The sequence below is a fragment of the Ralstonia mannitolilytica genome (assembly GCF_905397375.1).
In the GTDB taxonomy this organism is placed as follows: domain Bacteria; phylum Pseudomonadota; class Gammaproteobacteria; order Burkholderiales; family Burkholderiaceae; genus Ralstonia; species Ralstonia mannitolilytica.
The window spans coordinates 1-23,177 of sequence record NZ_CAJPVG010000002.1; the positions used below are offsets into that span (position 1 = coordinate 1).

General features: G+C 62.6%; 22 protein-coding genes. 8 read left to right on the forward strand and 14 right to left on the reverse strand.

Annotated features, from left to right (window positions below):
- Positions 1 to 628: 628 nt before the first annotated feature.
- The 3 genes from KHN96_RS05560 to KHN96_RS05570 form a co-directional block, all read right to left on the reverse strand.
- The gene (locus KHN96_RS05560; protein WP_082062843.1) at positions 629 to 1,747 is read right to left on the reverse strand and encodes a glycosyltransferase family 4 protein; all 1,119 of its coding nucleotides are present in this window, start codon (positions 1,745 to 1,747) and stop codon (positions 629 to 631) included.
- Positions 1,748 to 1,786: 39 nt separating this feature from the next.
- Positions 1,787 to 2,890 carry an MraY family glycosyltransferase gene (locus KHN96_RS05565; protein WP_062737813.1) on the reverse strand — a complete coding sequence of 368 codons (1,104 nt, stop codon included), beginning with the start codon at positions 2,888 to 2,890 and terminating at the stop codon, positions 1,787 to 1,789.
- Positions 2,891 to 3,717: 827 nt separating this feature from the next.
- Positions 3,718 to 4,584 carry a Wzz/FepE/Etk N-terminal domain-containing protein gene (locus KHN96_RS05570; protein ID WP_181817647.1) on the reverse strand — a complete coding sequence of 289 codons (867 nt, stop codon included), beginning with the start codon at positions 4,582 to 4,584 and terminating at the stop codon, positions 3,718 to 3,720.
- Between the two features lie 215 nt (positions 4,585 to 4,799).
- Here KHN96_RS05570 and KHN96_RS05575 point away from each other — a divergent pair, with 215 nt between their 5' ends.
- From KHN96_RS05575 to KHN96_RS05590, 4 genes are all read left to right on the forward strand, one after another.
- A complete protein-coding gene (locus KHN96_RS05575) occupies positions 4,800 to 6,188 on the forward strand; it encodes a phosphomannomutase/phosphoglucomutase (RefSeq protein ID WP_062737812.1) in 1,389 nt (462 codons plus the stop codon).
- Between the two features lie 43 nt (positions 6,189 to 6,231).
- Entirely contained in the window at positions 6,232 to 7,230 is a 999-nt protein-coding gene (gene waaC, locus KHN96_RS05580) for a lipopolysaccharide heptosyltransferase I (protein WP_062737811.1), read from the forward strand.
- Positions 7,230 to 8,546 carry a lipid IV(A) 3-deoxy-D-manno-octulosonic acid transferase gene (waaA, locus tag KHN96_RS05585; RefSeq protein WP_062737810.1) on the forward strand — a complete coding sequence of 439 codons (1,317 nt, stop codon included), beginning with the start codon at positions 7,230 to 7,232 and terminating at the stop codon, positions 8,544 to 8,546. Before waaC ends, waaA begins: the two co-directional genes overlap by 1 nt.
- A gap of 97 nt (positions 8,547 to 8,643) precedes the next feature.
- The gene (locus KHN96_RS05590; RefSeq protein ID WP_062737809.1) at positions 8,644 to 9,327 is read left to right on the forward strand and encodes an META domain-containing protein; all 684 of its coding nucleotides are present in this window, start codon (positions 8,644 to 8,646) and stop codon (positions 9,325 to 9,327) included.
- Here the strand turns inward: KHN96_RS05590 and KHN96_RS05595 are convergent, their stop codons facing one another.
- From KHN96_RS05595 to KHN96_RS05610, 4 genes are all read right to left on the reverse strand, one after another.
- Entirely contained in the window at positions 9,328 to 10,794 is a 1,467-nt protein-coding gene (locus KHN96_RS05595) for a TolC family outer membrane protein (RefSeq protein WP_455431420.1), read from the reverse strand.
- A gap of 72 nt (positions 10,795 to 10,866) precedes the next feature.
- Complete coding sequence (locus KHN96_RS05600; RefSeq protein ID WP_045786161.1) at positions 10,867 to 11,199, reverse strand: rhodanese-like domain-containing protein; 333 nt, start codon at positions 11,197 to 11,199, stop codon at positions 10,867 to 10,869.
- A 25-nt stretch (positions 11,200 to 11,224) separates the two neighbouring features.
- Positions 11,225 to 11,875, reverse strand: coding sequence for a protein-L-isoaspartate O-methyltransferase family protein (locus KHN96_RS05605; protein ID WP_045787800.1), 651 nt, complete (start codon positions 11,873 to 11,875; stop codon positions 11,225 to 11,227).
- 95 nt (positions 11,876 to 11,970) lie between these two features.
- Positions 11,971 to 12,711, reverse strand: a complete 741-nt coding sequence (locus KHN96_RS05610) for a TetR/AcrR family transcriptional regulator (RefSeq protein WP_045786162.1) — start codon at positions 12,709 to 12,711, stop codon at positions 11,971 to 11,973.
- A gap of 200 nt (positions 12,712 to 12,911) precedes the next feature.
- On the opposite strand from KHN96_RS05610, the gene KHN96_RS05615 reads away from it, so the two are divergent.
- From KHN96_RS05615 to KHN96_RS05630, 4 genes are all read left to right on the forward strand, one after another.
- Entirely contained in the window at positions 12,912 to 13,169 is a 258-nt protein-coding gene (locus KHN96_RS05615) for a YkgJ family cysteine cluster protein (RefSeq protein WP_102080819.1), read from the forward strand.
- A gap of 13 nt (positions 13,170 to 13,182) precedes the next feature.
- On the forward strand, positions 13,183 to 13,782 hold the full coding sequence (locus tag KHN96_RS05620) for a DUF1439 domain-containing protein (RefSeq protein ID WP_045786163.1): 600 nt from the start codon (positions 13,183 to 13,185) through the stop codon (positions 13,780 to 13,782).
- A 51-nt stretch (positions 13,783 to 13,833) separates the two neighbouring features.
- Positions 13,834 to 14,715: an undecaprenyl-diphosphate phosphatase gene (locus tag KHN96_RS05625; protein ID WP_062737807.1), complete on the forward strand. Its 882-nt coding sequence runs from the start codon at positions 13,834 to 13,836 to the stop codon at positions 14,713 to 14,715.
- A 119-nt stretch (positions 14,716 to 14,834) separates the two neighbouring features.
- Entirely contained in the window at positions 14,835 to 15,947 is a 1,113-nt protein-coding gene (locus tag KHN96_RS05630; RefSeq protein ID WP_062737806.1) for an NADH:flavin oxidoreductase/NADH oxidase, read from the forward strand.
- A gap of 18 nt (positions 15,948 to 15,965) precedes the next feature.
- Here KHN96_RS05630 and trmB read toward each other — a convergent pair whose 3' ends face one another.
- From trmB to ftsH, 7 genes are all read right to left on the reverse strand, one after another.
- The gene (gene trmB, locus KHN96_RS05635) at positions 15,966 to 16,739 is read right to left on the reverse strand and encodes a tRNA (guanosine(46)-N7)-methyltransferase TrmB (protein WP_062737805.1); all 774 of its coding nucleotides are present in this window, start codon (positions 16,737 to 16,739) and stop codon (positions 15,966 to 15,968) included.
- Positions 16,740 to 17,003: 264 nt separating this feature from the next.
- Entirely contained in the window at positions 17,004 to 17,912 is a 909-nt protein-coding gene (locus KHN96_RS05640) for a LysR family transcriptional regulator (RefSeq protein ID WP_003141085.1), read from the reverse strand.
- A gap of 232 nt (positions 17,913 to 18,144) precedes the next feature.
- Positions 18,145 to 19,299 carry a S1C family serine protease gene (locus KHN96_RS05645; protein ID WP_045786167.1) on the reverse strand — a complete coding sequence of 385 codons (1,155 nt, stop codon included), beginning with the start codon at positions 19,297 to 19,299 and terminating at the stop codon, positions 18,145 to 18,147.
- 23 nt (positions 19,300 to 19,322) lie between these two features.
- Positions 19,323 to 20,288: a zinc metalloprotease HtpX gene (locus tag KHN96_RS05650; protein ID WP_045786168.1), complete on the reverse strand. Its 966-nt coding sequence runs from the start codon at positions 20,286 to 20,288 to the stop codon at positions 19,323 to 19,325.
- 7 nt (positions 20,289 to 20,295) lie between these two features.
- Positions 20,296 to 20,766 (reverse strand): phosphate-starvation-inducible PsiE family protein, encoded by a 471-nt coding sequence (locus KHN96_RS05655; protein WP_115044057.1) that lies wholly within the window; start codon positions 20,764 to 20,766, stop codon positions 20,296 to 20,298.
- Positions 20,767 to 20,841: 75 nt separating this feature from the next.
- Positions 20,842 to 21,282: a thioredoxin TrxC gene (gene trxC, locus KHN96_RS05660; protein ID WP_009238721.1), complete on the reverse strand. Its 441-nt coding sequence runs from the start codon at positions 21,280 to 21,282 to the stop codon at positions 20,842 to 20,844.
- A complete protein-coding gene (gene ftsH, locus KHN96_RS05665; RefSeq protein WP_115044055.1) occupies positions 21,279 to 23,162 on the reverse strand; it encodes an ATP-dependent zinc metalloprotease FtsH in 1,884 nt (627 codons plus the stop codon). Before ftsH ends, trxC begins: the two co-directional genes overlap by 4 nt.
- Positions 23,163 to 23,177 lie beyond the last annotated feature (15 nt).

A 23,177-nucleotide genomic window follows, 5' to 3' on the forward strand; every position in this document is an offset into this window, starting at 1 on the left:
CCAAACTCATCTGGCTGGCACTGCGCAACATCACGGCGGGTTGGAGCCGTGCCGCTCATGATTGGAAGCAGGCGATGAACCAGTTCGCTATCCTCTACGCCGATCGATTCGTTCGACCGTCCGTGTGATTCTCAACTCCGCCTTGAACACGGAAATCCTGACACTCCCCTATGGCCTGCCCCAGGAGTTCATCACGGCCGCACTGCCCGCAGCAGAACGGCATGGTCGAGCGCGTGATCCGCACGCTCAGGGAGCAATGCATGCATCGTATCGCTTCGAAACCCTACAGGACGCCAGCCGAGCGCTCGGCGACTAGATCCAGTTTTACAACCATCGAGGGCCACACCAGGCGCTCAAGATGAAGACCCGGCTGCGGCATTCGCTTTAGCCGCTTAACTTGGGCAGGTTTCGCTGGGTCATTACACTGGTGCCATATGTACAAGGGGGCCTACCGATAGGATGACGGGGGAATCCTGAGTGGCAGGAAACCAGGATTGCAATGGCTATCTATGTCGAGGTACGACGCCGAATTGTGCGGAGAGTGATTTACTCAAACATGATTAAGTCGCGCCCTCATCCTGAGCTTTATCATAATTTAATAAAAAACGTGCAGGGCTGGATGTTGATCTCAATGCGCAATTTTTCCGTACTTCGCTAGCAACGCAAAATATTGGTCAAAAACTTTGCGTTCATCAAATAGCCGCGCCATTAGAGCACGCCCTGCAGCACCCATCGCTAAACGTTCGCTTTCTGAAAGTTGTAAAGCATTCTCACAACAACGAGTTAGCGCTCGAGAATTCTTTGGGGGGCATAGAAAACCAGTATTCTTGTCTATTACTACATCCCGGCATCCAGGGCTGTCCGTTGTAATGATCGGCTTCGCCATCGAAGCTGCTTCCATTAACGTACGCGGCACACCTTCTCTGTAAGAGGGCAGAACTACCCAATCAGCTTGCTCGATAACCGGTCGTACGTCCTCAACGGTGCCGAGATACTCGATTACCCCTTCATTTTCCCATTCCTGGATCTGTGAAAGGCTTATAGCCGATGGATTTTCTAAGTCGCACGCTCCTAGCAACTGAAATACAACGTTTGAATGCTTTCGACGGAGGGCTCGCGCCGTCTCCACGTACTCTCCGATGCCCTTATCCCACAACATGCGAGCTATTAGAAGGAATCGTATATTTCCATCTGGATGACCGACGTCCCTCGGGGCGAAGTAAGCTAAATCAACTCCTTCGCTGTGCAGTAGCATCGCCTTCTTCTCGTTGACCAGACTAAGGGCAACAAAAGCGGCGCGATCATCTGGGTTGAGAAACCATACCTCCAGTGCATAACGGAAAGCGAATCTATATAGCATTTTCGCAATGAACGAGGTCGCATTTTTGTTAATAAATGTATAACCCAGTCCTGTGGTGACTGCGATGCTCCGTATTCCTGCTAAGTGCGCAGCTATGGTGCCATAAATATTTGGTTTAATAGTGTAATGGATAATAAAATCCGGTTTGTTGCGCTTGTAGATGCGAAAGAGAGTCCAAAGCAATCGCGTATCTTCGAAAGGATTCTTTCCTTTTCGGGAGATGTCTATATCAATAACCTTGCACCCCAAGTCTTCAAGCTTGGTTGAATATGAGTCTTTGGGTGCGACAACTATAACTTCGAAGCCGCTCTCCACGAACTTTCGAATAAGTCCGTGGCGAAAATTAAACATGGACTGCGCGGTGTTTCCGACTAATAATAATTTCATTGGACTCGAAATATTTGTCTGAGCTCTTATTCGGTAATGCTACTTCTCGGTGCCTTTGCTGACAATTAGCCACCGTGGTGTCTTAAATCTGATGATTCGTGTGTAAAGCCAGATGTAGGTAATGGAAAATATAGGGATAAACAATATAAGAACTGTCGGAGTATCCCAGAAAATAGTTGCCGGCACGACCGCCGTGAGGCAGAGCAACCAAAGGTAAGGCGACGTAAGCGAGTTCCTCTTCACCACTCCTTTGGCGGTTCTGTCTCCCACAGTCCAGCGCATCAGTCGCTTGTATATAAGCATATGGAGATGTACGCCATCGGGAATGCCTGGAGAAATCCCGCGCACAAACTTCTTTCGGTATATTGAAAATATTGTTTCGAAAATGGGATATATTAGCATGAGTACCGGATACCAGGCGGATACTTGCGGGTTCCTCATCACAAGCCATATCGAAAGCTCTGCAATAATGAAGCCAATAAAGTAAGCTCCACCATCGCCAAGAAAAATAAGTCCGTTTGGAAAGTTCCAAAAAAAGAAGCCAAGAATGGAGCCGATCATGAGAATAGCGGCGGTGAGTATTAGGCTGTCGCCGGATTTAAATGCAACGTATCCCAATGACAGAAGCATAAAAATACTAACCATTGATGCCAGGCCATTGAATCCATCAATAATGTTAACGGCGTTGGCTAGCCCGGCTACCGCGAAGATCGTTATAAGAATGGCAATTGGCGCTAGATGGAGTAAATTATCGGCCAATGTTGCGTCTAGGCGAATAATTTTGATATCGAGAAATAAAATAGCTAAAAAGGCCGAAGCTAATGTGGCTGTCAAGCGGATGCGGGGACTTACTCGTTTGGTAATGTCTTCAATGAGACCCGATGCAAACGCAGGAATTCCGCAAGCAAGTAGGGCGAAGATTTTATAAGCAATGGCGGGTTGGCGGAATAGCAGCACGGAATTCGCGAGGAAAAACGCCACGAAGATACTTACGCCCCCAATGCGCGGAACTGGGTGCACGTGAAACTTTTGTACGCCATTCAGATCGTGGTCAGTCGTGAATTTCTCGTGGATATGATCGTACCTGATTATTCCGAGTGTCAGAAGGAAAGATGCTAAGAAGCTGAATGTAAGATTGAGCATAACGTGCTAAATATTTATGGGGTGAGCTGGCAAGAAATTTCATAAATCATTAAACTCACCTTATTTTTAAATCTTCCTCAAAAAATGGGAGAGGGTGCGAAATGCGATATTTTGGTCTTTCGGGAAATTGCTGCCGACCTCGCGAGGGTAAGAACGACAACTATTGCGGGTCGAGCCGATAAGGACGCTAGGCCCTCCCATATTTTCCCACAGCATTGCTCGAGATGCTGAATAATATCTTGATTGTTTCCGCGGAGCAGGGCCACTCGGTGTACGCTTGAACATGATCTCGAGAAGCAGAATAAGCATCGCCTGTGCGAGAGCCAATTGAGACTGGCGAGAACGGAGAGGTATTAGGTAGGGTGTGCTGCAAAAGCCGCAGGCCCCGAAATGCGTGTTTGTTCCCTTGGCGGCTAGTGCCCACCTAAAGCAGCATAATAGTAGGTGTCCTTAAAGCCATTAGCCTTTGCGTCAACGTGATGCCGTTGTCGGGCGTCCGATGCTGCGGCGGCGGAGGTATGCCAGGATTGGCTTGTTTCTCTCGCAAAGCGCGACGGGATAGCATTCGCAGGCTGTAGAACTGCCGTCTGTAATCCGTAGATGGTCTCTTTGCAGTTAAATCGTGGTTTTTTGCATACACTGGGGACTGGTCCTCTTGCGTCGCTGCTCTCGCCGGCTAGCACGCATTAGTGTCATTGCATGTTGCCATTTCGGCCAATCTACATTTGTGCTCAGCTGCTCAAGTATGGCAGCGCTGCGCGTCGTCGAAGCGTTTAGACACTGATGAAGCGAAGAAAGATGGCAAATGCCGTAGTACGAAGCGTTGCTCAATTTGGTGCTCGTGGATCGCGAATTGCATTATTGAGCAATGCAAAGCCTACTCCGGCCGTCAGCCCTAGCACGGCGCCAAGAAGAACCAGGATTGGCGCCCCCGGTGTGGTCGAGCGCATAGGAGCATACGCGGGTCCAATTGCTTTTGTGGGATAGCTACGCAGTGGTCCGAGGGCATCTTGATAGGCTGCAATTTGCTGCTGCAACGCAAGAATCTGTGAGTTGAGCTGCACAGCGGTATTGGATAGAAGGACCTCACGCACACCGCCTCGATCCTCACTAGCAGCGGCCTTCAGCATTTGGTTAATGCGAGCGTAGTCTTGTTGCGCTGCGGCGAGTTTCGTTTGTGCCTCGACAAGGGTGCTTTGCATCTCTCGCGAAGCTCGCTCGAACAATTCGCGGTGTGCGGCTGAAAACGTCTTCAGTGCTGCATCGAGTGCGGCTGCGGCGACGTCCCGGGAATACGCCGTCACCTGCACATTGATCACGTTTGGGCTGCGTCCCGCAGCGGCTTTCAAGGAGTCAAAGAGCAGATTCGCATCCTGGCTACCAGTTTCAGGAGCAGGTAGTCCAAGTTCATTGTGCACTTGGAGGCGGAAGCCCGGTAGGTTGTACCGCTCGGTGGCGGTCAACTGATTCTCGATCGGCTGAGGCATCGAAGCACCGGCCCCGAACGATGGAGTGGACACTTGCCCGATCTGTATTGCCATTGTGGCAGTCCAGCGAGGATGGATCACTTGAGAGGCCAAGAGACCCGCGACTGCGCCAGCGACGCCTACGACGAGAATCATCTTGAACGACGCCGTCAGAAGGCGCACAAGGTTCAAGATAGGGAGTGAGGTATCCGCATTTGCAGTGGACATGGGCAGTGCTTCCAGTAACTGAACCGCAGATTGTAGCGTGCCTTCCAGATACATCTTGATGAAGTAGCCCCGGCATTCCAAGCCGGAGTTTGCCGGCGCTGAACGAGCTTCAGCAGCTCTGATGCACGGGAAAGTACATAGCTTGGTCCAGGATGAACAAGGTCAACCCATTTACAATGGCATCGATCTCTCTTTTGCATACGTCGCTACGAACCATGCGGACAATCAACCCCACCATCTTCAAAGCCTACGACATCCGCGGCATCGTCGGAAAAACCGTCGACGCTGACACCGCCCGCCTGATCGGCCGGGCCTTTGGTTCCGCCGCCCGCGCCAAGGGCGAGTCGGCCGTGGTGATCGGCCGCGATGGCCGCCTGTCGGGTCCGGAGCTGCTGGCTGCACTCGCGGACGGCCTGCGCGCAAGCGGCGTCGATGTGATCGATCTGGGGCTGGTCGCCACGCCGATGGTCTACTTCGGCACCAACATCGAGCTGGCCGGCCGTCGCGCCACGTCGGGCGTGATGGTCACCGGCAGCCACAACCCGCCGGACTACAACGGCTTCAAGATGGTGCTCGCCGGCCAGGCCATCTACGGCGATGAGATCCAGGCGCTGCGCACGCGCATCGAGCAGGGCGACTTCACCGAAGGCGCGGGCGGGTACGTGCAGGTGGACATCCGCCAGCAGTACATCGACCGCATCGTCTCCGACGTCAAGGTGAGCCGCCCGATGAAGATCGCCGTGGACTGCGGCAACGGCGTGGCGGGGGCCTTCGCGCCGGCGCTGTTCCGGGCGATGGGCTGCGAGGTGACGGAGCTCTTCTGCGAGGTCGATGGCCACTTCCCCAACCACCATCCGGATCCGGCGCACGTCGAGAACCTGCAAGACCTCGTGCGCACGCTGCAGACGACCGACTGCGAGCTCGGCCTTGCGTTCGACGGCGACGGCGACCGTCTCGGCGTGGTGACCAAGGACGGCCAGGTGATCTTCCCCGACCGCCAGCTGATGCTGTTTGCGCAGGAGGTGCTCTCGCGCAACCCGGGCGGCGAGATCATCTTCGACGTGAAATGCACGGGCAAGCTGGCGCCGTTCATCCGCGAGCACGGCGGCCGCGCGACGATGTGGAAGACCGGTCATTCGCTGGTCAAGGCAAAGCTCAAGGAAACCGGCGCGCCGCTCGCCGGCGAGATGAGCGGCCACATCTTCTTCAAGGACCGCTGGTACGGTTTTGACGATGGCCTGTACACGGGCGCGCGCCTGCTCGAGATCGTCTCGCGCCTGGCCGACCCGAGCGCCACGCTCAACGCCCTGCCGAACTCGCACTGCACGCCGGAGCTGCAGCTGAAGTGCGCCGAGGGCGAGCCCTTTGCCCTGCTGGACAAGATCAAGGCGAATGCGACGTTCGAGGGCGCCAAGGAAGTCATCCGCATCGACGGCGTGCGCGTGGAATACGAAGACGGCTTCGGCCTGGCGCGGCCGTCCAACACCACGCCCGTGGTGGTGATGCGCTTCGAGGCGGACAACGATGCCGCCATGGCGCGCATCCAGGCGCAGTTCCGCCGCGCGATCCTGGCCGAGAAGCCGGACGCGCAACTGCCGTTCTGATCGAGCGGTTCGCACTCATGAGGTTGGGGGAAAGGATGGCGGCATGCGTGTGCTGATCGTCAAGGTGTCGTCGCTTGGCGATGTGGTGCATTGCACGCCGGTGGTGGCCGATATCCTGCGCGCGCATCCGGAGGCCGAGATCGACTGGGTGGTCGAGGAGGGCTTTGCTGGCATCGTGCGCATCGTGCGCGGCGTGCGCGAGGTGATTCCGTTTGCGCTGCGGCGCTGGCGCAAGTCGCTCGGCGCTGGCAAGACGTGGAACGAGATGGCGGCGTTTCGGCGTGCGCTGCGCACGCGGCCGTACGATGCCGTGCTCGATACGCAGGGGCTGATCAAGACGGCGCTGATTGCCGCGCAGGCCAAGCTCGCACCGAATGGCTTCGTCGCGGGGCTCGGCAACCGTACGGACGGCGCGGGCTACGAGCCGTTGGCGAGGCTCTTCTATCAACGCAAGATCATGATGGAGCCGCGCATCCACGTGGTCGAGCGTTCGCGCCGCATGGTGGCCGAGGCGCTGGGCTACGCGCTGCCCGATACGATCGATTTTGGTCTGCAGCCGCCGGCGGAGCTGCCGTTCGCTCTGCCGCGCCCGTACGTGGCCCTCGTGCATGCGACGTCGCGCGCCGACAAGGCGTGGCCCGAGGCCGCGTGGGTCGAGGTTGCGCGTGAGCTGCTGGCCCGCGATTACGCGATCGCCCTGCCGTGGGGCAGCGAGGCCGAGCGCCGCACGAGCGAGTCCATCCGCGAGGCGATCGTTGCGGCGGTGCCTGGCACGGTCGGCCGCGTGGTGATTCCGCCGCGCATGTCGCTGCCCGACGTGACGGCGTTTCTCGATCAGGCGACGGCGGTGGTAGGCGTCGACACCGGCCTCGTACACATCGCCGCCGCGCTGTGCAAGCCAACGGTGGCGCTCTACAACTTCACCACATCGTGGCGCACGGGCGGCTACTGGACGCCCAATGTGCACGACCTCGGCAGCGCCGACGCCCATCCGACCAGCGCGCAGGCGCTCGATGCGCTGCGCGCGCTGGGTGTGCTGTGATGCTGCGCGTCCTGTATCGCTGGCTGTGGCGCATTGCGCTGCCCTTTGCGCTGCTGCGCCTGTGGTGGCGCGGGCGCAAGGAGCCCGGATACCGCCAGCACGTCGGCGAGCGCCTCGGGTTCTATCCGCCGCGCGTCAATCCCGATCGTCCGCTGCTGTGGGTGCATGCCGTATCGGTGGGCGAGACGCGTGCCGCCCAGCCGCTCATCGATGCGCTGCTCGCGCGTTTTCCGCACCACGCCGTGCTGCTCACGCACATGACGCCGACTGGCCGCCGCACCGGCGCCGAGTTCGCAGCGCAACGCAACGGGCGCGTCATCCAGGCGTATCTGCCATACGACCTGCCCAGCGCCGTTGACCGCTTCCTGCGCCATTTCCGGCCGCGCCTGGGGTTGCTGATGGAAACCGAGATCTGGCCGGTGCTGATCGAGCGCGCGTACGCTGCCGGTGTGCCGATGGTGCTCGTCAACGGGCGCCTGTCCGCGCGCAGCCACCGGCGTACGGCCCGTCTGGGCGATGCCGCGCGCGAAACCTACGCGCAACTGGCCGCCGTGCTTGCACAGACGCCCGACGATGCCGACCGCTACCGTTCGCTCGGCGTGCCGCGCGTGCGCGTGACGGGCAACCTCAAGTTCGACATCACGCCGCACGTCGACCAGATCATGGCCGGCCGCATGCTGCGCGACGCGTTGGGCGGCCGCGCCGCCTGGGTGGCCGCCAGCACGCGCGAAGGCGAGGAGCCGCTGCTGCTCGAGGCGTGGCAGGCGCACCGTGCGCAGCACGTCGGCAGGCGGCATGCGCTGCTGATCCTGGTGCCGCGGCATCCGCAGCGTTTTGACGAGGTGGCGCAACTGGCCGAGCGTGCCGGCCTGCGGGTCGTGCGCCGCAGCGCGCTGTCGGTCTCGGCGGACGGCGTGGCGGGCGAGCTCGCGCTGGCAGAGGCCGATGTCCTGCTCGGCGATTCGATGGGCGAGATGGCGCTGTACTACGCCGCCGCCGAGGCCGCGTTCATCGGCGGCAGCCTGTTGCCGCTGGGCGGGCAGAACCTCATCGAAGCCTGCGCCGTCGGTACGCCGGTGGTTATCGGCCCGCATACGTTCAACTTTGCGCAGGCCACGCGCGACGCCGTGGCGGCGGGCGCCTGTATCCAGGTCGACGATGCGGCCGCGGTCACGCGCGTGATCGACACGTGGCTCTCGGACCCCGATGCGCGCGAAGCCGCGTCCCGCGCCGCACTTGCCTTTGCCGCCACGCACGGCGGTGCGACGGCGCGTACCGTGGAGGCGGTGGCATCACTGGTGCTGCCGACGCTGTAGCCGTGCGTCGTCGGCACGAAAAGTGCGAACTCATCGCGAACCGGGCAGACTAACGGCTCTTTGCGCATTTGCATTTCGTCATTGTTCACGACTGTTCATGTCTCAACCGAATCGTCCCACGCCCACCTTGCTGCGGACGCCGCGCCGTGTGGTGCTGACGGCGGCAGCCCTGGCGGTATTGACCGCTGCCACCATCATTGGCGCCGGCTGCATGACGCCGACGGCTTCGTCCGGGGCCGCCTCCGCATCCGAGCCGCACGCTGCGGCATCGGCCGCCGCCGCTGATAAACCGAGGCCGGCCAATGCCGCGCCCAACCCCGGCCAGGCCACGCTGACTCAGGCTCAAGGTGAGGGCCGCTCGCGCTTTGTGCTGATCCGTTGGCAAGAGCCCGGCATGGCGCCCAAGGTATTGCCCTCCAGCGAAGACGACGGCGCAGATGCGGCCGCGCAGCCGCTGTCCATCGAGTTCAGCGCCGGCCTGGAGGCCGCCAACGGCGTGGCGTCGGGCTACTCAGGCTGCAACCGCTTCACGGGGCCCTACGAAAAACTCGCGTCGGGCATGCGCTTCGGCAACCTGGTATCGACGCGCATGGCCTGCGATCCGGCACGCATGGAGCTGGAGAATGCGTTCCTGGAGGCGCTCAAGTCGCCGCTGGCGACCGTGGGCATGCAGCCTTCCGCCAGCGGCACCCAAGGCCGCCAGGTCATCTGGAAGACGGCCAGCGGCGCGCTGCTCCAGTTTGCCGAGCGCCCGCTGCCGCCGCGCGGCCAGTCACACTGATCAGCGCTTGGCAGATTGCGCTGCGGCCTTTGCGGGCGCCGTCCTGGCGACGCGCGCCGGCAGCGCGGTGATGTCGCTCGAGCCGCTGGCCGTGAGGAGCGTGTTCACCTGGATCACGTCTGCCTCGCTGAGTGTGCCGGCCGCGGACTTGAGCCGCAGGCCGTTGACGATCGTGTCGTAACGCGCGCGCGCGAGGTCACGCCGGGCCTGGAAGAGCTGCGCCTGCGCGTTGAGCACATCGGTGCCGATACGCACGCCGACACCGTAGGCGAGCTGGTTCGACTCATACGCCGTGCGTGCCGAGAGTTCGGCGGCTTCCAGCGCCTTCACCTGGGCCAATCCCGCAATCACGCCGATATACGCTTGCCGGGCGCCTTGCTCGGCAGAGCGGCGGGCGAATTCGAGGTCGTTCGCGGCCTTGGTCTCCAGTGCGATGTTCTCGCGCACGCGCGACTGGATCGCCCCACCCGCAAAGATCGGGATGGACACCTGCACCCCGATCTGCGAGCTGTCAAAGCGCGCGCCGCCGGGCAGCGAAGGCAGGTACTGGTTGCCGCTGGCATTCGTGTGGCCGGTCTGCGCGACGAGGTCCACGGAGGGCAGGTGGCCGGCCGCGGCCTTCTTCACATCGCGTTCGGCGCTCTGCAGGTTGTACTGCGCCAGCGCGACCTGCAGGTTGCCGGTGCGCGCTTGGTCCACCCACGGTTCGGCGGCAGCGGGCTCCGGTTGCGGCAACGTGGCTCCGGCGCGAACGCCTGCCAGCGTGCCGACGGGTTCGCCCACGATCTGCCTCAGCGCCGACTGCTTGACCTCAAGGTCGCTGCGCGCGGCGATGACGCTGGCTTCGATCGCGTCGCGGCGGGCCTGCGCGTCGTTCGCATCGGTGATGTTGGCGTTACCGACGTCGAAGTTGCGGCGCGCCTGTTCGTACTGCTGCTGGATCGCATCGCGCTGCGCGAGCGCGAGCTGCAGCGTGTCCTGGGCGTTGAGCACGTCGAAGTACGCCTGCGCCGTCCGGGTGATGAGGTCGAGCTGCGCTTGCGCGAGCGATGCTTCGGCGGCCTGGGCGGCAATCTCGCCTTGCTTGTAGGTCTCCCAGCGGTCCCAGCGGAACAGCGGCTGCGAAAGCGACAGCGTCCAGCCCGTCGACGAGAACGTCTTGTTGAAATCGACCGGCGCGTTCTGATCGAAGATGATGCGCGTCGTGCTCCACGCACCGCCCACCTGCGGCAGCAGGCCGGCGCGGCCCTGCGTGAGCTTCTCGCGCTGCGCGAGCGACTGCGCGCGCGCCGACGCGAATTGCGGATCGTTGGCCAGCGCGGCGCGGTAGGCGGAAAGCAGATCGGTCGCGGCCGCTGCGCCCGCCGGGGCCTGGGCCCAAGCGAACATCGGCATCATCGACGCGCACAGCACAACAAGTGCACCGCGCGCGACCATCCGCGTGCGGCTACTGCGAGCAACAGTCATAAAGCCCCCGAGCGAGGAAAACGTTCGGAAGGCAGCGCGGACCACCGGGCGTGGTCCGCGTGGCTTCCCCAATCAGTACGTCGTCATCTGCGGGTCCACCTGGTTGGCCCAGGCATGGACGCCGCCCTGCAGGTTGTAGACGCGGGCCGGATCGAAGCCCGCACGCGTGATCAGAAACTGCGCAACCTGCGCGCTGCGTCCGCCGTGGTGGCAGATGCAGACGATGTCTTGGTCAGCATCCAGCTCGCCCGCACGTGCAGGAATCTGGTCCATCGGGATATGCGTGATCCCGGGCAGGGCACAGATTTCGAGCTCTTCCGCCCAGCGCACGTCGAGCAGGACGGGCTTCGCGCGCGATGCGTCGGCGAGCCATTGGGCGAGGGCGGTGGGAGCGAGCTGTTGCATGGTGATTGGGGCAGTCGGGGCGGGGTCAGAAGCGGAAGTGCGAGGGCGCGGGAATTCCGACCAGCGGTGCCACGTACGTCTCGAACAGGTTGCGCGTCTGGTATTCGGTGTTCGAGATGCGCGTGATGAGCTGCGCTTCCATGACCGGCGCGCCGCCGACGAAGATCGACAGGCGGCCACCCACCTTGAGCTGCTTGAGCAGCGCTTCCGGCACGGCCGGCACCGAGCCCGACACGCAGATCACGTCGTAGAGGCCATCGCCCCAGCCTTGGGCGCCGCTGGCTTCGACGACGTCGACGTTCGTCACGCCGTTGCGCGAGAGGTTGTCGCGTGCAAAGGCGACGAGTTCGGGCACGACGTCCAGCGTGGTGACCTGGCGGCCGCGATGCGCCAGCAGGGCTGCCATGTAGCCGGAGCCGGCTCCCACTTCGAGCACGTCTTCATGCTTGCGCACGGCCAGTTCCTGCAGCACGCGGGCCTCCACGCGCGGGGCCAGCATGTTCTGGCCGCCGGGCAGCGGGATTTCCATGTCGACGAAGGCCAGCGCGCGGTAGGCCTCAGGCACGTAGTGCTCGCGCTTGACGACCGTCAGCAGGTCTAGCACGTCGGTATCGAGCACGTCCCACGGACGGATTTGCTGCTCGATCATGTTGAACCGGGATTTTTCGATGTCCATGGGCATGCCTTCCATGCGGAGCAAATGATGCGAATGAGGGTTTGACGACAAACCCGGCATTTTAGCAAGTCCGGAGGACATTCCGGCAGCGGTTGTCATGACGTGGCGCCTTCATCGGGATTGCCGCGCGTGGCCGGGTTGCGCCAGGGCTGGTCGGTGAGGGCAGGCAGCGGCGGAACCGTCGCGCCGACCGCCGGATTGCGCAGCACGCCGTGCAGCAACAGCGAGACCACGTGCGAGATGAACGCCCTTGGGTCGAGCTGCCGATGCGAACACGGGCCGAAGGAGTGCTTCCACAGCATCAGGAAGATCATCGGCGCGGCCATCGTCAGGGTGGTCAGGTCGATATCGACGTTGCGCAATTCACCGCGCGCCATGCCGCGCTCGAGGATGCGCGCGAACAGCCGGTCGCAGCGTGCGATGACTTCCTCGTGGTAGTACTGCGCCAAGTCCGGGAAGTTGCCCGATTCGGCCATCAGCAGCTTGGTCAGGCCAGAGGCGGGGGATTCGCCGATCAGCTCCCACCAGCCCATCAGGATTTCGTGCAGCAGCGCCTCGGTGGTGCCCTCGAAGGTGTCGATGAAGGCTTCGCCCTCAGCCAGCGCGGGCAGGAGGTTTTCCTGCACGACGGCCTTGAACAGCTCTTCCTTGTTGGCGAAGTACAGGTAGACCGTGCCCTTGGACACACCCGCCGCCGAGGCCACGTCCTCGAGCCGTGTGGCCGCGTAGCCGCGCGCCACGAACAGGTTCAGCGCGGCGGCAACCAGTTCCTGCGGACGCGCCTCTTTGCGGCGGGTCCAGCGTTTGGCGGAAGACTCGGAATCTCGATCGGTCACGACGGCAACAACGGTAGGGCGGGTCACGCGGCAAGCGCCACTGACTCGCAGATAACTTACTTTCGGGTCATTAATGTACGCACGCTGTACAGATGGGTCAAGCGACATCGACGCTGTCAATCAGATCAGGGCTCGAAGTGCACGCATTGTGCTGGTGCACAATAGCGGCTTCTGCCTTGATGTCACCGACTCGCACGGCCATGGATTGCCGACCTCACTGTGGGGCATGCTGCATCGCGCCCTCGATCTCCAGCCCGATCCCCGGGATGCCCGGCGGCAAGCCGGCGGGCGTGCGGTGCGTGCAACTGGACGAGGCCAACCGCTGTCGCATCTTCGGCCGGCCGGAACGCCCGGCCGTATGCGGCAGCCTGCGGCCGGAGCCCGACATGTGTGGTGCCTCGGCCGTGCATGCCATGCAGTTCCTGACCCGGCTCGAGGCCGCCACTGCAAGCTCCTGATGCCTGATGTGCCATGACCGATTCTGAAATTTCCACGCCGTTCGTGCGCGCCCGCCGTGTCCGCTGGTGGGCGGGCGCCGCCGCCATGGCGGTGTCCATTGCCGCCATGCTCGTCGCCTGCATGCCGACGGGCTGGACGGGCGACGGCTACACCTTCTCGCGCAGCCAGATGCAGGATGCGCTCGCACGCAAGTTTCCGTTTCAGCGGCGCTTTCTCGGCTTCTTTGACGTGACGCTGTCCAATCCGCAGGTGGCGCTGGACCCGGCGCGCAACCGCATCGCCATCCAGGCCGATGCACGCGTGGAAAGCGGCCTGTTTCGTGAACCGCTGACCGGCCCGCTGGCCGTCTCCAGCGGCCTGCATTACGACGCGCCCACACGTTCCATCCGCCTCGATCAACCGAGCGTCGACCGCTTTGACCTGCAGAACGTGCCAGGCGGCGTCGGCCCGCAGATCAGCGCGATCGGTTCGCTGATCGCCGGGCAGTTGCTCAACGATTACGCCGTCTACACCTTCAAGCCCGACCAGCTGAAAGTGGCTGGCATTGCTGTGGAGCCCGGTACAATCACGGTTTTGCCCGAAGGCGTGCACGTCCAGGCCAAGCGGCCTTGAACCCGGTGCACCCCTCAGCGCTTCGTTTTTCTTCCCCTGTTTGCTCACTGCATGGACATCGCACTCGCCATCAAAGCGCTGATTCTCGGCATCGTCGAAGGCCTGACCGAGTTCCTTCCCATCTCCAGCACCGGTCACCTGATCCTCGCCGGCCAATTGCTCGACTTCAATGACGAGAAAGGCAAGATCTTCGAGATCGTGATCCAGTTCGGTGCCATCCTGGCGGTGTGCTGGGAGTTCCGCCACAAGATCATCGACGTGGTGAAGGGCCTGCCGAACGACCCGCGGCAGCAGCGCTTCGCGATCAATGTGATCGTGGCGACGATTCCTGCGATCACGCTCGCGCTGATCTTCGGCAAGGCCATCAAGGCGCATCTGTTCAACCCCATCGTGGTGGCGTCGGCGTTCATCGTCGGCGGTTTCGTGATCCTGTGGGCGGAATGGCGCGAGCGCCATCGCGGCGAAACGCACGACCCGCGCGCCAATGCGCTGCTCGAAGCGGCCAAGGCCGGCGCGCCGCGCATCGAGACGCTGGACGACCTGCGCATCTCCGATGCCATCAAGGTGGGCTTCGCGCAGTGCTTTGCGCTGATCCCGGGCACGTCGCGTTCGGGTGCGACCATCATCGGCGGCCTGCTGTTCGGGCTGTCGCGCAAGGTAGCGACGGAGTTCTCGTTCTTCCTCGCGATTCCGGTCATCTTCGGTGCGACGGTCTACGAGATGTACAAGTCGCGCGCGCTGCTGTCGGCCGACGACCTCTCGATCTTCGCGGTGGGCTTCGTGGCGGCGTTCATCTCGGCATTCTTCTGCGTGCGCTGGCTGCTGAAGTTCATTGCCACGCACGATTTCCGTGGTTTCGCGTGGTATCGGATCGTCTTCGGCATCATCGTGCTGGTGACGGCGTACACGCACCTCATCGCCTGGCAGCCCTAAGCCGCCGGCAAGCATTTCCCTTCCTCGGCGCGCGGCTTTCGCGCCGTCTGCACGATCGGGCGGATTCGGACACACTGGCGGTTTCTTCCGTCAGTCGCTGACAACCGGATCGCCTGATCATGAGTGCACTTTTCCAGCCTTTTTCCCTGCGCGGTCTCACGCTCGAGAACCGCATCGTCATCTCGCCCATGTGCCAGTATTCGGCCGACAACGGCCGGGCGGCAGCATGGCACCACACGCACCTGGGCAGCCTGTCGCTGTCGGGTGCAGGCTTGCTCATGATCGAGGCGACGGCCGTGTCGCCCGAGGGCCGTATCACTCACGGCTGCCTGGGTTTGTGGGACGACGCAACCGAGGCGGCGCTGGAGCGCACGCTTGCGGCCATTCGCCACAACGCGCTGGTGCCGCTCGGCATGCAGATCGCACATGCCGGCCGCAAGGCGTCAAGCGCGCGCCCGTGGGAGGGCGGCGCGCTGCTGCCGCTGGACGCTGGCGGCTGGGAGACGATGGGCCCCTCCGCATTGCCGCAGCGCCCCGAAGAACGCGCCCCGCGCGAGATGACCGATGCCGACCTCGCCCGCGTGCGCGAGCAGTTTGTGGAGACCGCCCGCCGTGCTGTGCGCCTTGGCATGGCGGCCATCGAGCTGCACTGCGCGCACGGCTATCTGCTGCACGAATTCCTCTCCCCGATCGCCAACCGGCGCACCGATGCGTACGGCGGTTCGCGCGAGAACCGCATGCGTTATCCGCTGGAGATTTTCGATGCCGTGCGCGCCGTGGTGCCTGACAACATCCCGGTGGGCGTGCGCGTGTCGGCCACCGATTGGGTCGAGGGCGGCTGGACGCCAGAAGATTCGGTGGTGTTTGCGCAGGCATTGCGCGCGCGTGGCTGCGACTGGATCGATGCCTCCTCAGGCGGCGTGTCGCCGCTGCAGCAGATTCCGCTGTCGACGGGCTACCAGGTACCGTTCGCCGAGAAGATCCGCAACGAGGCCGACATCCCGACCATCGCCGTGGGCCTCATCAACGAGCCGCATGAGGCCGAGGCGATCGTGGCCGAGGGTCGCGCCGATCTCGTCGCCATCGGTCGCGCCTTCCTCTACAACCCGCATTGGGCATGGGCCGCCGCCGCCGAGCTTGGCGCGACGGTCAAGGCGCCGCCGCAATACTGGCGCGCCTTCCCGCGCCACGCCAAGAACCTCTTTGGCGAGACGCATTTCGGCGCGCGTTGATGTGCGCGCCGGCCGTGGTCAGCCGCGCTTGCGGAAGACCACGTCCCACACGCCGTGCCCGAGGCGCAGGCCGCGCTTCTCGAACTTGGTGACGGGGCGATAGTCCGGGCGCGGTGCGAAGCCGTCCGCGGTGTTTTCGAGCATCTGCTCCGCAGACAGCACCTCCAGCATCTGGTGGGCGTATTCCTCCCAGTCCGTCGCGCAGTGCAGGTAGCCGCCCGGCTTCAGGTGTGCGGCAAGGCGCGCCACGAACGGCCCCTGGATCAGGCGCCGCTTGTGGTGGCGCTTCTTGTGCCACGGGTCCGGAAAGAACACGTGGATGCCATCCAGTGTGCCTTCCGCAATCATGTGCTCGAGCACTTCCACCGCGTCGTGCGACACGATGCGGATGTTGCCGATGTCGCGCTCGCCAATCAGCTTGAGCAGCGCGCCCACGCCGGGCTCGTGCACTTCCACGCCCAGGAAATCGTCATCCGGACGCAATTGCGCGATGTGCGCCGTGGTCTCGCCCATGCCGAAGCCGATTTCGAAGATGCGCTTGGCGCCGGTACGGCGGAACGCGGCATCCCAGTCGAGCGGTTCGGTGGCGTAGGGCAGCAGGAAGCGCGGGCCGAGCGCTTCGATGGCACGCTGCTGGCCGCTGGAGGTGCGGCCGGCACGGCGCACGAACGAACGGATGCGGCGCAGGTGGCCGACTTCCGTGCCGGGGTCGGCGTCTGCTGCGGCGTTGGTATCTTGCGATTCCGGCGTGGCGTCGTCGGGGCCGGTGCCCGGTTGTTCAGTGGGCTGCATGAGGATCCCGGTGCCAGCACTGCGTCAGGCGCAGCAGGCAACAAAAAAGCCGCCGAGGGCGGCTGCAGGCTGTTCGGTGGAGCGGGCGATGGGAACATCATCGTGTTCCCAACTCGTTGATTGATAACGAGTTTTCCGCACTCGGCGAACCGAGATGGACATAATTATGGACTGAAAAACCACGCTTGGTCAACGCGCGCTCCGAGCAAGTCCAGTGCGAGCCATGGACAGCCAGCAGTAGCCAATGTACCCGAGCGCTCAACGTCACGAGGCCGGTTCATCTCCCTTTGGCAGGAACTCCTCGCGGGCGCGCTGCAGAAACCGCTTCATGGGCTCAGAGGGTTCGGCGCTGCGGCGCAGCAGGTAGGTGGACAGCATGGGCGGCGTGCCGGCCAAGGGGCGAACGGTTATGTCGGGGCGGTTCAGGGTCTGCACCTGCGAGGCAATGGCGAAACCTAGGCCATAACCGGCACCGACCAGAGTCAGCATCACGCCTAGGCTCGTCACCTGATCTACCAGCTTGAGCGGCTTGGACGCACCTTGAAGCACCGCCTGGATCTGGTGGTGGCAGCCCGATCCCGCGTCCGGATGGCACAGTACCAACGGAAACTTCAAGGCTTCATCCAATGGCACTTCCGCGTGCGCCAACAAGGGGTGGCGCACGGGCACGATCACCGACAGAGGATCGGTCCACACGGGCTCGGCGACAAGGCCTTCGCTCACCGCGTCCGACAGCGCAAAGCCGATGTCCAGCAGATCGTTGTGCAGGCCCTTGAGCTGCTGCGCGAAAGGCAGCTCGAAGACGCGAATCTCCAGTTCGGGCTCTTCCTCGCGGCTGCGCGCCAGCAAGGTGGCAATGTGGGGCTGCGCCAAGCTGTCGCAGATGGCGATGCGCAGATAACCCTGATAGCCCTGCGCCGCCGCCTTTGCGGCACTCACCGCCTGCTCCACGGTGGCCAGCACACGCCGGCACTCACCGAGGAACACTTGACCGGCCCAGGTCAGTCGCGTCTGGTGCGCGCTGCGGTCGAACAACTGCACGCCGAGCGTGGCTTCGAGATTGCGCATTGCGCGCGACACAGGCGATTGTTCTACGCCAAGGCGCTCGGCCGCTCGCGCGAAATGCAGTTCTTCCGCGACCGCAACGAAATAGCGCAGTAGTCTGAGTTCCAATGCGGCCTCCTGTTTGCCTCGTTCCTGGCCTGCGTCCACCTCAAGCGGATTGCGCCTCGCTTTCTCCTTCGATGATTGGCAAGAGGTTCCGGCGTTGCATGCTTGCCTATTCGGATAGGCAGATCGCATCCGAAAATTACGGAGGTTGAGGCGGAACGCTACCTGGCCGAAGACCTGAGAACCTCAATCACCGCGACGCTGCACTACCGCCTGATCCACAGGTTCAGTTCAATCAATTCCCGGGTTGCAGCTCCACACGCACCTCGCGCGATTTGCCGGCCCGTTCCACTGACAAGACCACCACATCGCCGACCTTCCTGTCGTCTAGCCGCGCGAGCAGCTTGGCCACATCGTCCGTCGCCTTGCCATCAACATCGATGATGCGGTCGCCCGGCACGATGCCTTGCGGCGTGACTTCGACACCCGCGAGGCCGGCCTTGTGCGCTGCCGAACCAGGGGTAACACGCAACACGAACACGCCCTTGCTTCCGGTCAGTGCAAGCAGGTGCTGATTGAGCTGTTCGTCCACCTCAATGCCCAGCGCCGGACGGATGTACTTACCGGTCTTGATGAGTTGCGGGACTACGCGCATGACGGTGTCCACCGGCACGGCGAAGCCAATCCCAGCCGATGCACCGGAAGGGCTGTAGATCGCTGTGTTGATGCCGATCAGACGGCCGGCGGAATCGAGCAACGGCCCACCCGAGTTGCCGGGGTTGATAGCGGCATCGGTTTGAATCAGGTGTTCGATGGTCACTCCGCCAGATTCTCCGGGCAGCGATCGATCTAGCGCGGACACGATGCCGTTGGTGAGTGTCCAATCCAGGCCGAAGGGGTTGCCGATGGCGAACACCTTTTGTCCCACCTTGAGGTCTGCGCTGGTGCCGACCGGAACGGCGGGCGGGCGCTGGAAGCCGACGCCGATTTTGAGCACCGCGATATCGTGTGCCGGACTCACTCCGACCAGCGCGGCTTGGTAATCGCGGCCGTCGGCCAGTTTGACCGTGGCCTCCGACGCCCCCTGAATCACATGAAAGTTGGTAACGACATGACCGGCGTCATCCCAGATGAAACCCGAACCCGTCCCGCGCGGCACGGAAAAGACGTTGCGCGTCCAGACATCTCGTACCAGTTGGGACGTCGTGATGTAGACCACCGATCCCCGGGATTTCTCGAACAGTTCGATGGTGGCCTGTTCGTCAGCGGCCAGATCGCCACGCGGCGTGACGGTGCGCTCAGCGGCTTGGCGCGGGCTGAACCAGGCCTCGATGGCGGGCAGGAACTGCCAGAACAGCATGAGTGCGGCAACGCACGCAGTGATGAAGAGCCACCGCCGGACGAAATGATCCGGAGCTGGGCGTTGTGGGTAAGGATCGTGGTAAGCCATGGCGGGGGTTCCTTTCGAGTGATTTAGCGCCAAAGGCCGCTCAGGCCCCGGCGTGGCGGGCGCATCGGGGCGAACGACCTTGGCGCGAGATATTCCGTTTGGAACGGCAGGGCCTGCGATGGCTGAGGCGCTAACGCCATCAGGCGCGCGATACGATCCTCTGTCGCCGGATGCGTGCGCAACCAGGACGGTTCGGGATTGCCCCAACCGGGCAACAACCAGGCTCGCCACGAGCGGCTCACCCGCTCGATCTTCGCCAGCGCCGAGGCGAGCCCGTGCGGATCCCCCGTCAGCTCTGCGGCCATCCGGTCGGCATCGAACTCTCGCACGCGTGACAAGCCCAACTGCGCGAGCAGTGCCAGTTGCGGCGAAGCGGCCAACAGCAATAAGCCAAGCCAGTTAATTTCTACGGTACCGGCCAACAGCGCCGGCATACTGATCAGGAGCACGACCTGCCCCAGCAATGCCAGCAGGTTCGTGAGCCGGCTGATCGAATCGGCCAAGCCCATGACACGAAGATCTTCTTGAGCGATGTGCGCGACTTCATGCGCCAGCACGGCTTGCAGTTCCCGGATACTCAGGCTGCGGAGCAGGCCATCGGTGAGGGCAATGGAGGCATGGCGTCGCGAACCAGTAGCAAAAGCGTTGACGATGCCGCTGGGCACATAGTGGGGAACCGGCGTATTCGGTAATCCGGCGCGCACGGCCAACTCCCGCAACAGCGACCAGATTGCGGGGGCTTCCTGGTAATGCAAGGGACGGGCGCCATACAGACGCAAGGTCATCGCGGAGGCGGCGACAGGTTCGATCAGCAGGGTCAATGCGCATGTTGCCAGTGCCAGCCAAAGGCCCATCTCGCCGAACAGCAGACTGCCAGCGGCAGCCGCGATCCCCACCAGGGTCAAAACCAGCAGCGCGGTTTGAAAGCGATTGAGCCAGCGGTGCCTCGACCTGGCATCGTGTCGGCCGACTAGACCATAGGGGGTCATGCCTCCATTACTCGCTCCTGCGGTCATCGCGTTCACGCATGAGCCAATAGGTCAGCCCCAACGCCAGTACCGTCCCCGCCAGCGCGGCCACTTTGGCAGGATCAACGTCGGGTTCTAGGATGATGAACTTGCGGGCCAGTGCCAGGATCGCGATCAGAATGACGGTCTTGACCTGGATGATGCTTTCCTTGCGCAGAGCCACTTTGACGATCGAATGCTTGAATTCCATGGCGATCAGCAGCGTCATGGTGGCACCGAACACCAGCTGGAAAACCTTATGATCCAGTGGATTCAGCGCATCCATGACGAGCAGCGTGAAGACGAGCCGAATCAACTGAATCAGCGAGATCACAATGACCACCGCGATGACGCCCGAAAGCGTGATGGCAACAACCTGCTCGAAGCGCTCGTAAACCGTCATCAACCGCCACTGGGAGCGTATCTCGTCAAGGGCCGTGTGGCCAGATTCTTTATTCATAAGCGTTGCGCTCTCTCTTTCAATGAAACGTTAATGGAACGGAGAGTCCGAGAAGACGACTCGATCACACCTGAATCACCGGGGCAATTGCGAAGCCACCCAGCGCATAATGTCCTGCGCGCCCATGGCGCCCGCCTGACGTGCAACCTCATGTCCCCCTCGGAACAAAATCAGGGTTGGAATGCTGCGAATACCGAACTGGGCGGCCAGGTGAGGCTCGGCCTCGGTATTTACCTTGGCCAACCTCACCTTGGGTTCAAGCAGGGAGGCTGCCTGCTCGAACTGCGGCGCCATCATCTTGCACGGTCCGCACCACGGCGCCCAAAAGTCAACCAGCAGCGGCAGGTCACTGCGCTCCAGATGACGGGCGAAGGTCGCTGTGGTCAGATCAATGGGTTCTCCGGTGAACAGCGGGTGCTGGCACCGCCCGCAATTGGGCTTCTCTGCCAACTTGTTGGCTGGCACGCGATTGATGGATTGGCAGTGTGGGCAGACGATATGAATGCTGTCACTCATGAGGTGGCTCCTTGGGACACAGAGGAAGTAATGGCTCCGGCAGTTGGGCCGCTGTGACATGGGGATTCGAGCTGTAGCCCTTGCGTCAGTTGCCGGATGCTGTATTCATCCAGCGTTTCCCGTGCGAGCAGTTCGCGCGCGCACCGCTCCAGCACTTCTCGGTTAATTTCGAGAATTCGGTATGCACGATCAAACACACCCATCACGATGTCACGGATGGCTTGGTCGATGCGTGTCTGAGTCGATTCGGCTACCCGGCAGCCACCCTGTACCAGTTCAGGCGCATCAAGAAAACGCGGCCTCTGTGCCTCAAAAGCAACGTACCCCAAGCCCTCATCCATGCCGAAGCGCGTAATCATGTCGCGGGCGATGTCGGTGGCCCGCGCGAGATCGTCTGAAGCCCCTGTGGACAGCTCGCCAAACACGAGCTTCTCAGCCGCGCGCCCTCCCAGGAGCACGGCGATCTTGTGCTCCAGGTCGGCACGTGTCATCAGAAATCGGTCTTCGGTGGGCCGCTGCAGGGTGTAGCCGAGTGCACCGATGCCACGCGGAACGATTGAAATCTTGTGTACCGGATCGGTGCCGGGCAGCGCCAGCGCCACCAGCGCATGCCCCATCTCGTGATAGGCCACGGTTTCCCGCTCCTTGGGATTGAGCACTCGGTTCTTCTTCTCCAGGCCCGCCACGATGCGCTCGATGGCGGCGGTGAAATCCTGCAACTCCACGGCGGACGCTTTGCGCCGGGTCGCGGCCAGCGCGGCCTCGTTGACCAGGTTCGCGAGGTCTGCACCCGAAAAGCCCGTGGTCAGCGCAGCCACCTGTTCGAGATCGATATCCTGAGCCAGCGTCACCTTCTTGACGTGGACTTTCAGGATGTCCAGCCGTCCCTTCTTGTCGGGCCGGTCCACCAGCACCTGGCGGTCGAAGCGGCCGGCACGCAGCAGCGCCTGGTCGAGGATTTCGGGGCGGTTGGTGGCGGCGAGGATGATCAGCCCGACCGAGCTGTCGAAGCCGTCCATCTCGGTGAGCAGCTGGTTGAGCGTCTGCTCACGCTCGTCGTGGCCGCCGATGGGCCCGCCGACGCCGCGTGCACGGCCCAGCGCATCGAGCTCGTCGATGAAGATGATGGCCGGCGCCTGCCCGCGCGCCTGCTCGAACAGGTCGCGCACCCGCGCCGCGCCCACGCCGACAAACATCTCGACGAACTCCGAGCCGGAGATGGAGAAGAACGGTACCCCGGCCTCGCCCGCCACGGCCTTGGCCAGCAGGGTCTTGCCCGTGCCGGGCGGGCCAACCAGCAACACACCTTTCGGGATGCGCGCGCCGAGGCGGCCGTAATCCTGCGGGTTCTTCAGGAAGTCGACGATTTCGACCAGCTCGGCCTTGGCCTCATCGACACCCGCGACATCGGCAAAGGTGACGCCGGTGTTCTTCTCCATGAACACCTTGGCGCGGCTCTTGCCGATGCTCAGGAAGCCGCCCATGCCCTGCTTCTCGGCGAAGCGGCGGAACAGGAAGAACCAGACGCCGAAGAAGGCCACCGCCGGCAGAATCCAGGAGAGCACATCACGTAGCCAGGTGCTTTCCACCACCCGCGCGTAAGGCACGTCGTACTTGGACAGCCGCTCGGCCAGGTCGGGTTCGACGCGAGTGGCCACGATGGTGGTCTTGCCCCGGCCGTCCGGCGATTTCAGGCGCCCGGTGACCGTGCGGTCCGACACCAGCACTTCGGCGACGCGCCCCTCGGCCAGCGCCTTCTCGAATTCGCTGTAGGGCACGGGCTCGACGGTCTTGGCCGCCTGCCAGTAGTTCTGCAGCGTCAGCAGCAACAGGCCGGCGACGATCCAGTAGCCAATGTTCCATTGATCTTTCTTTTCCATGGGCAATGTTCCTCG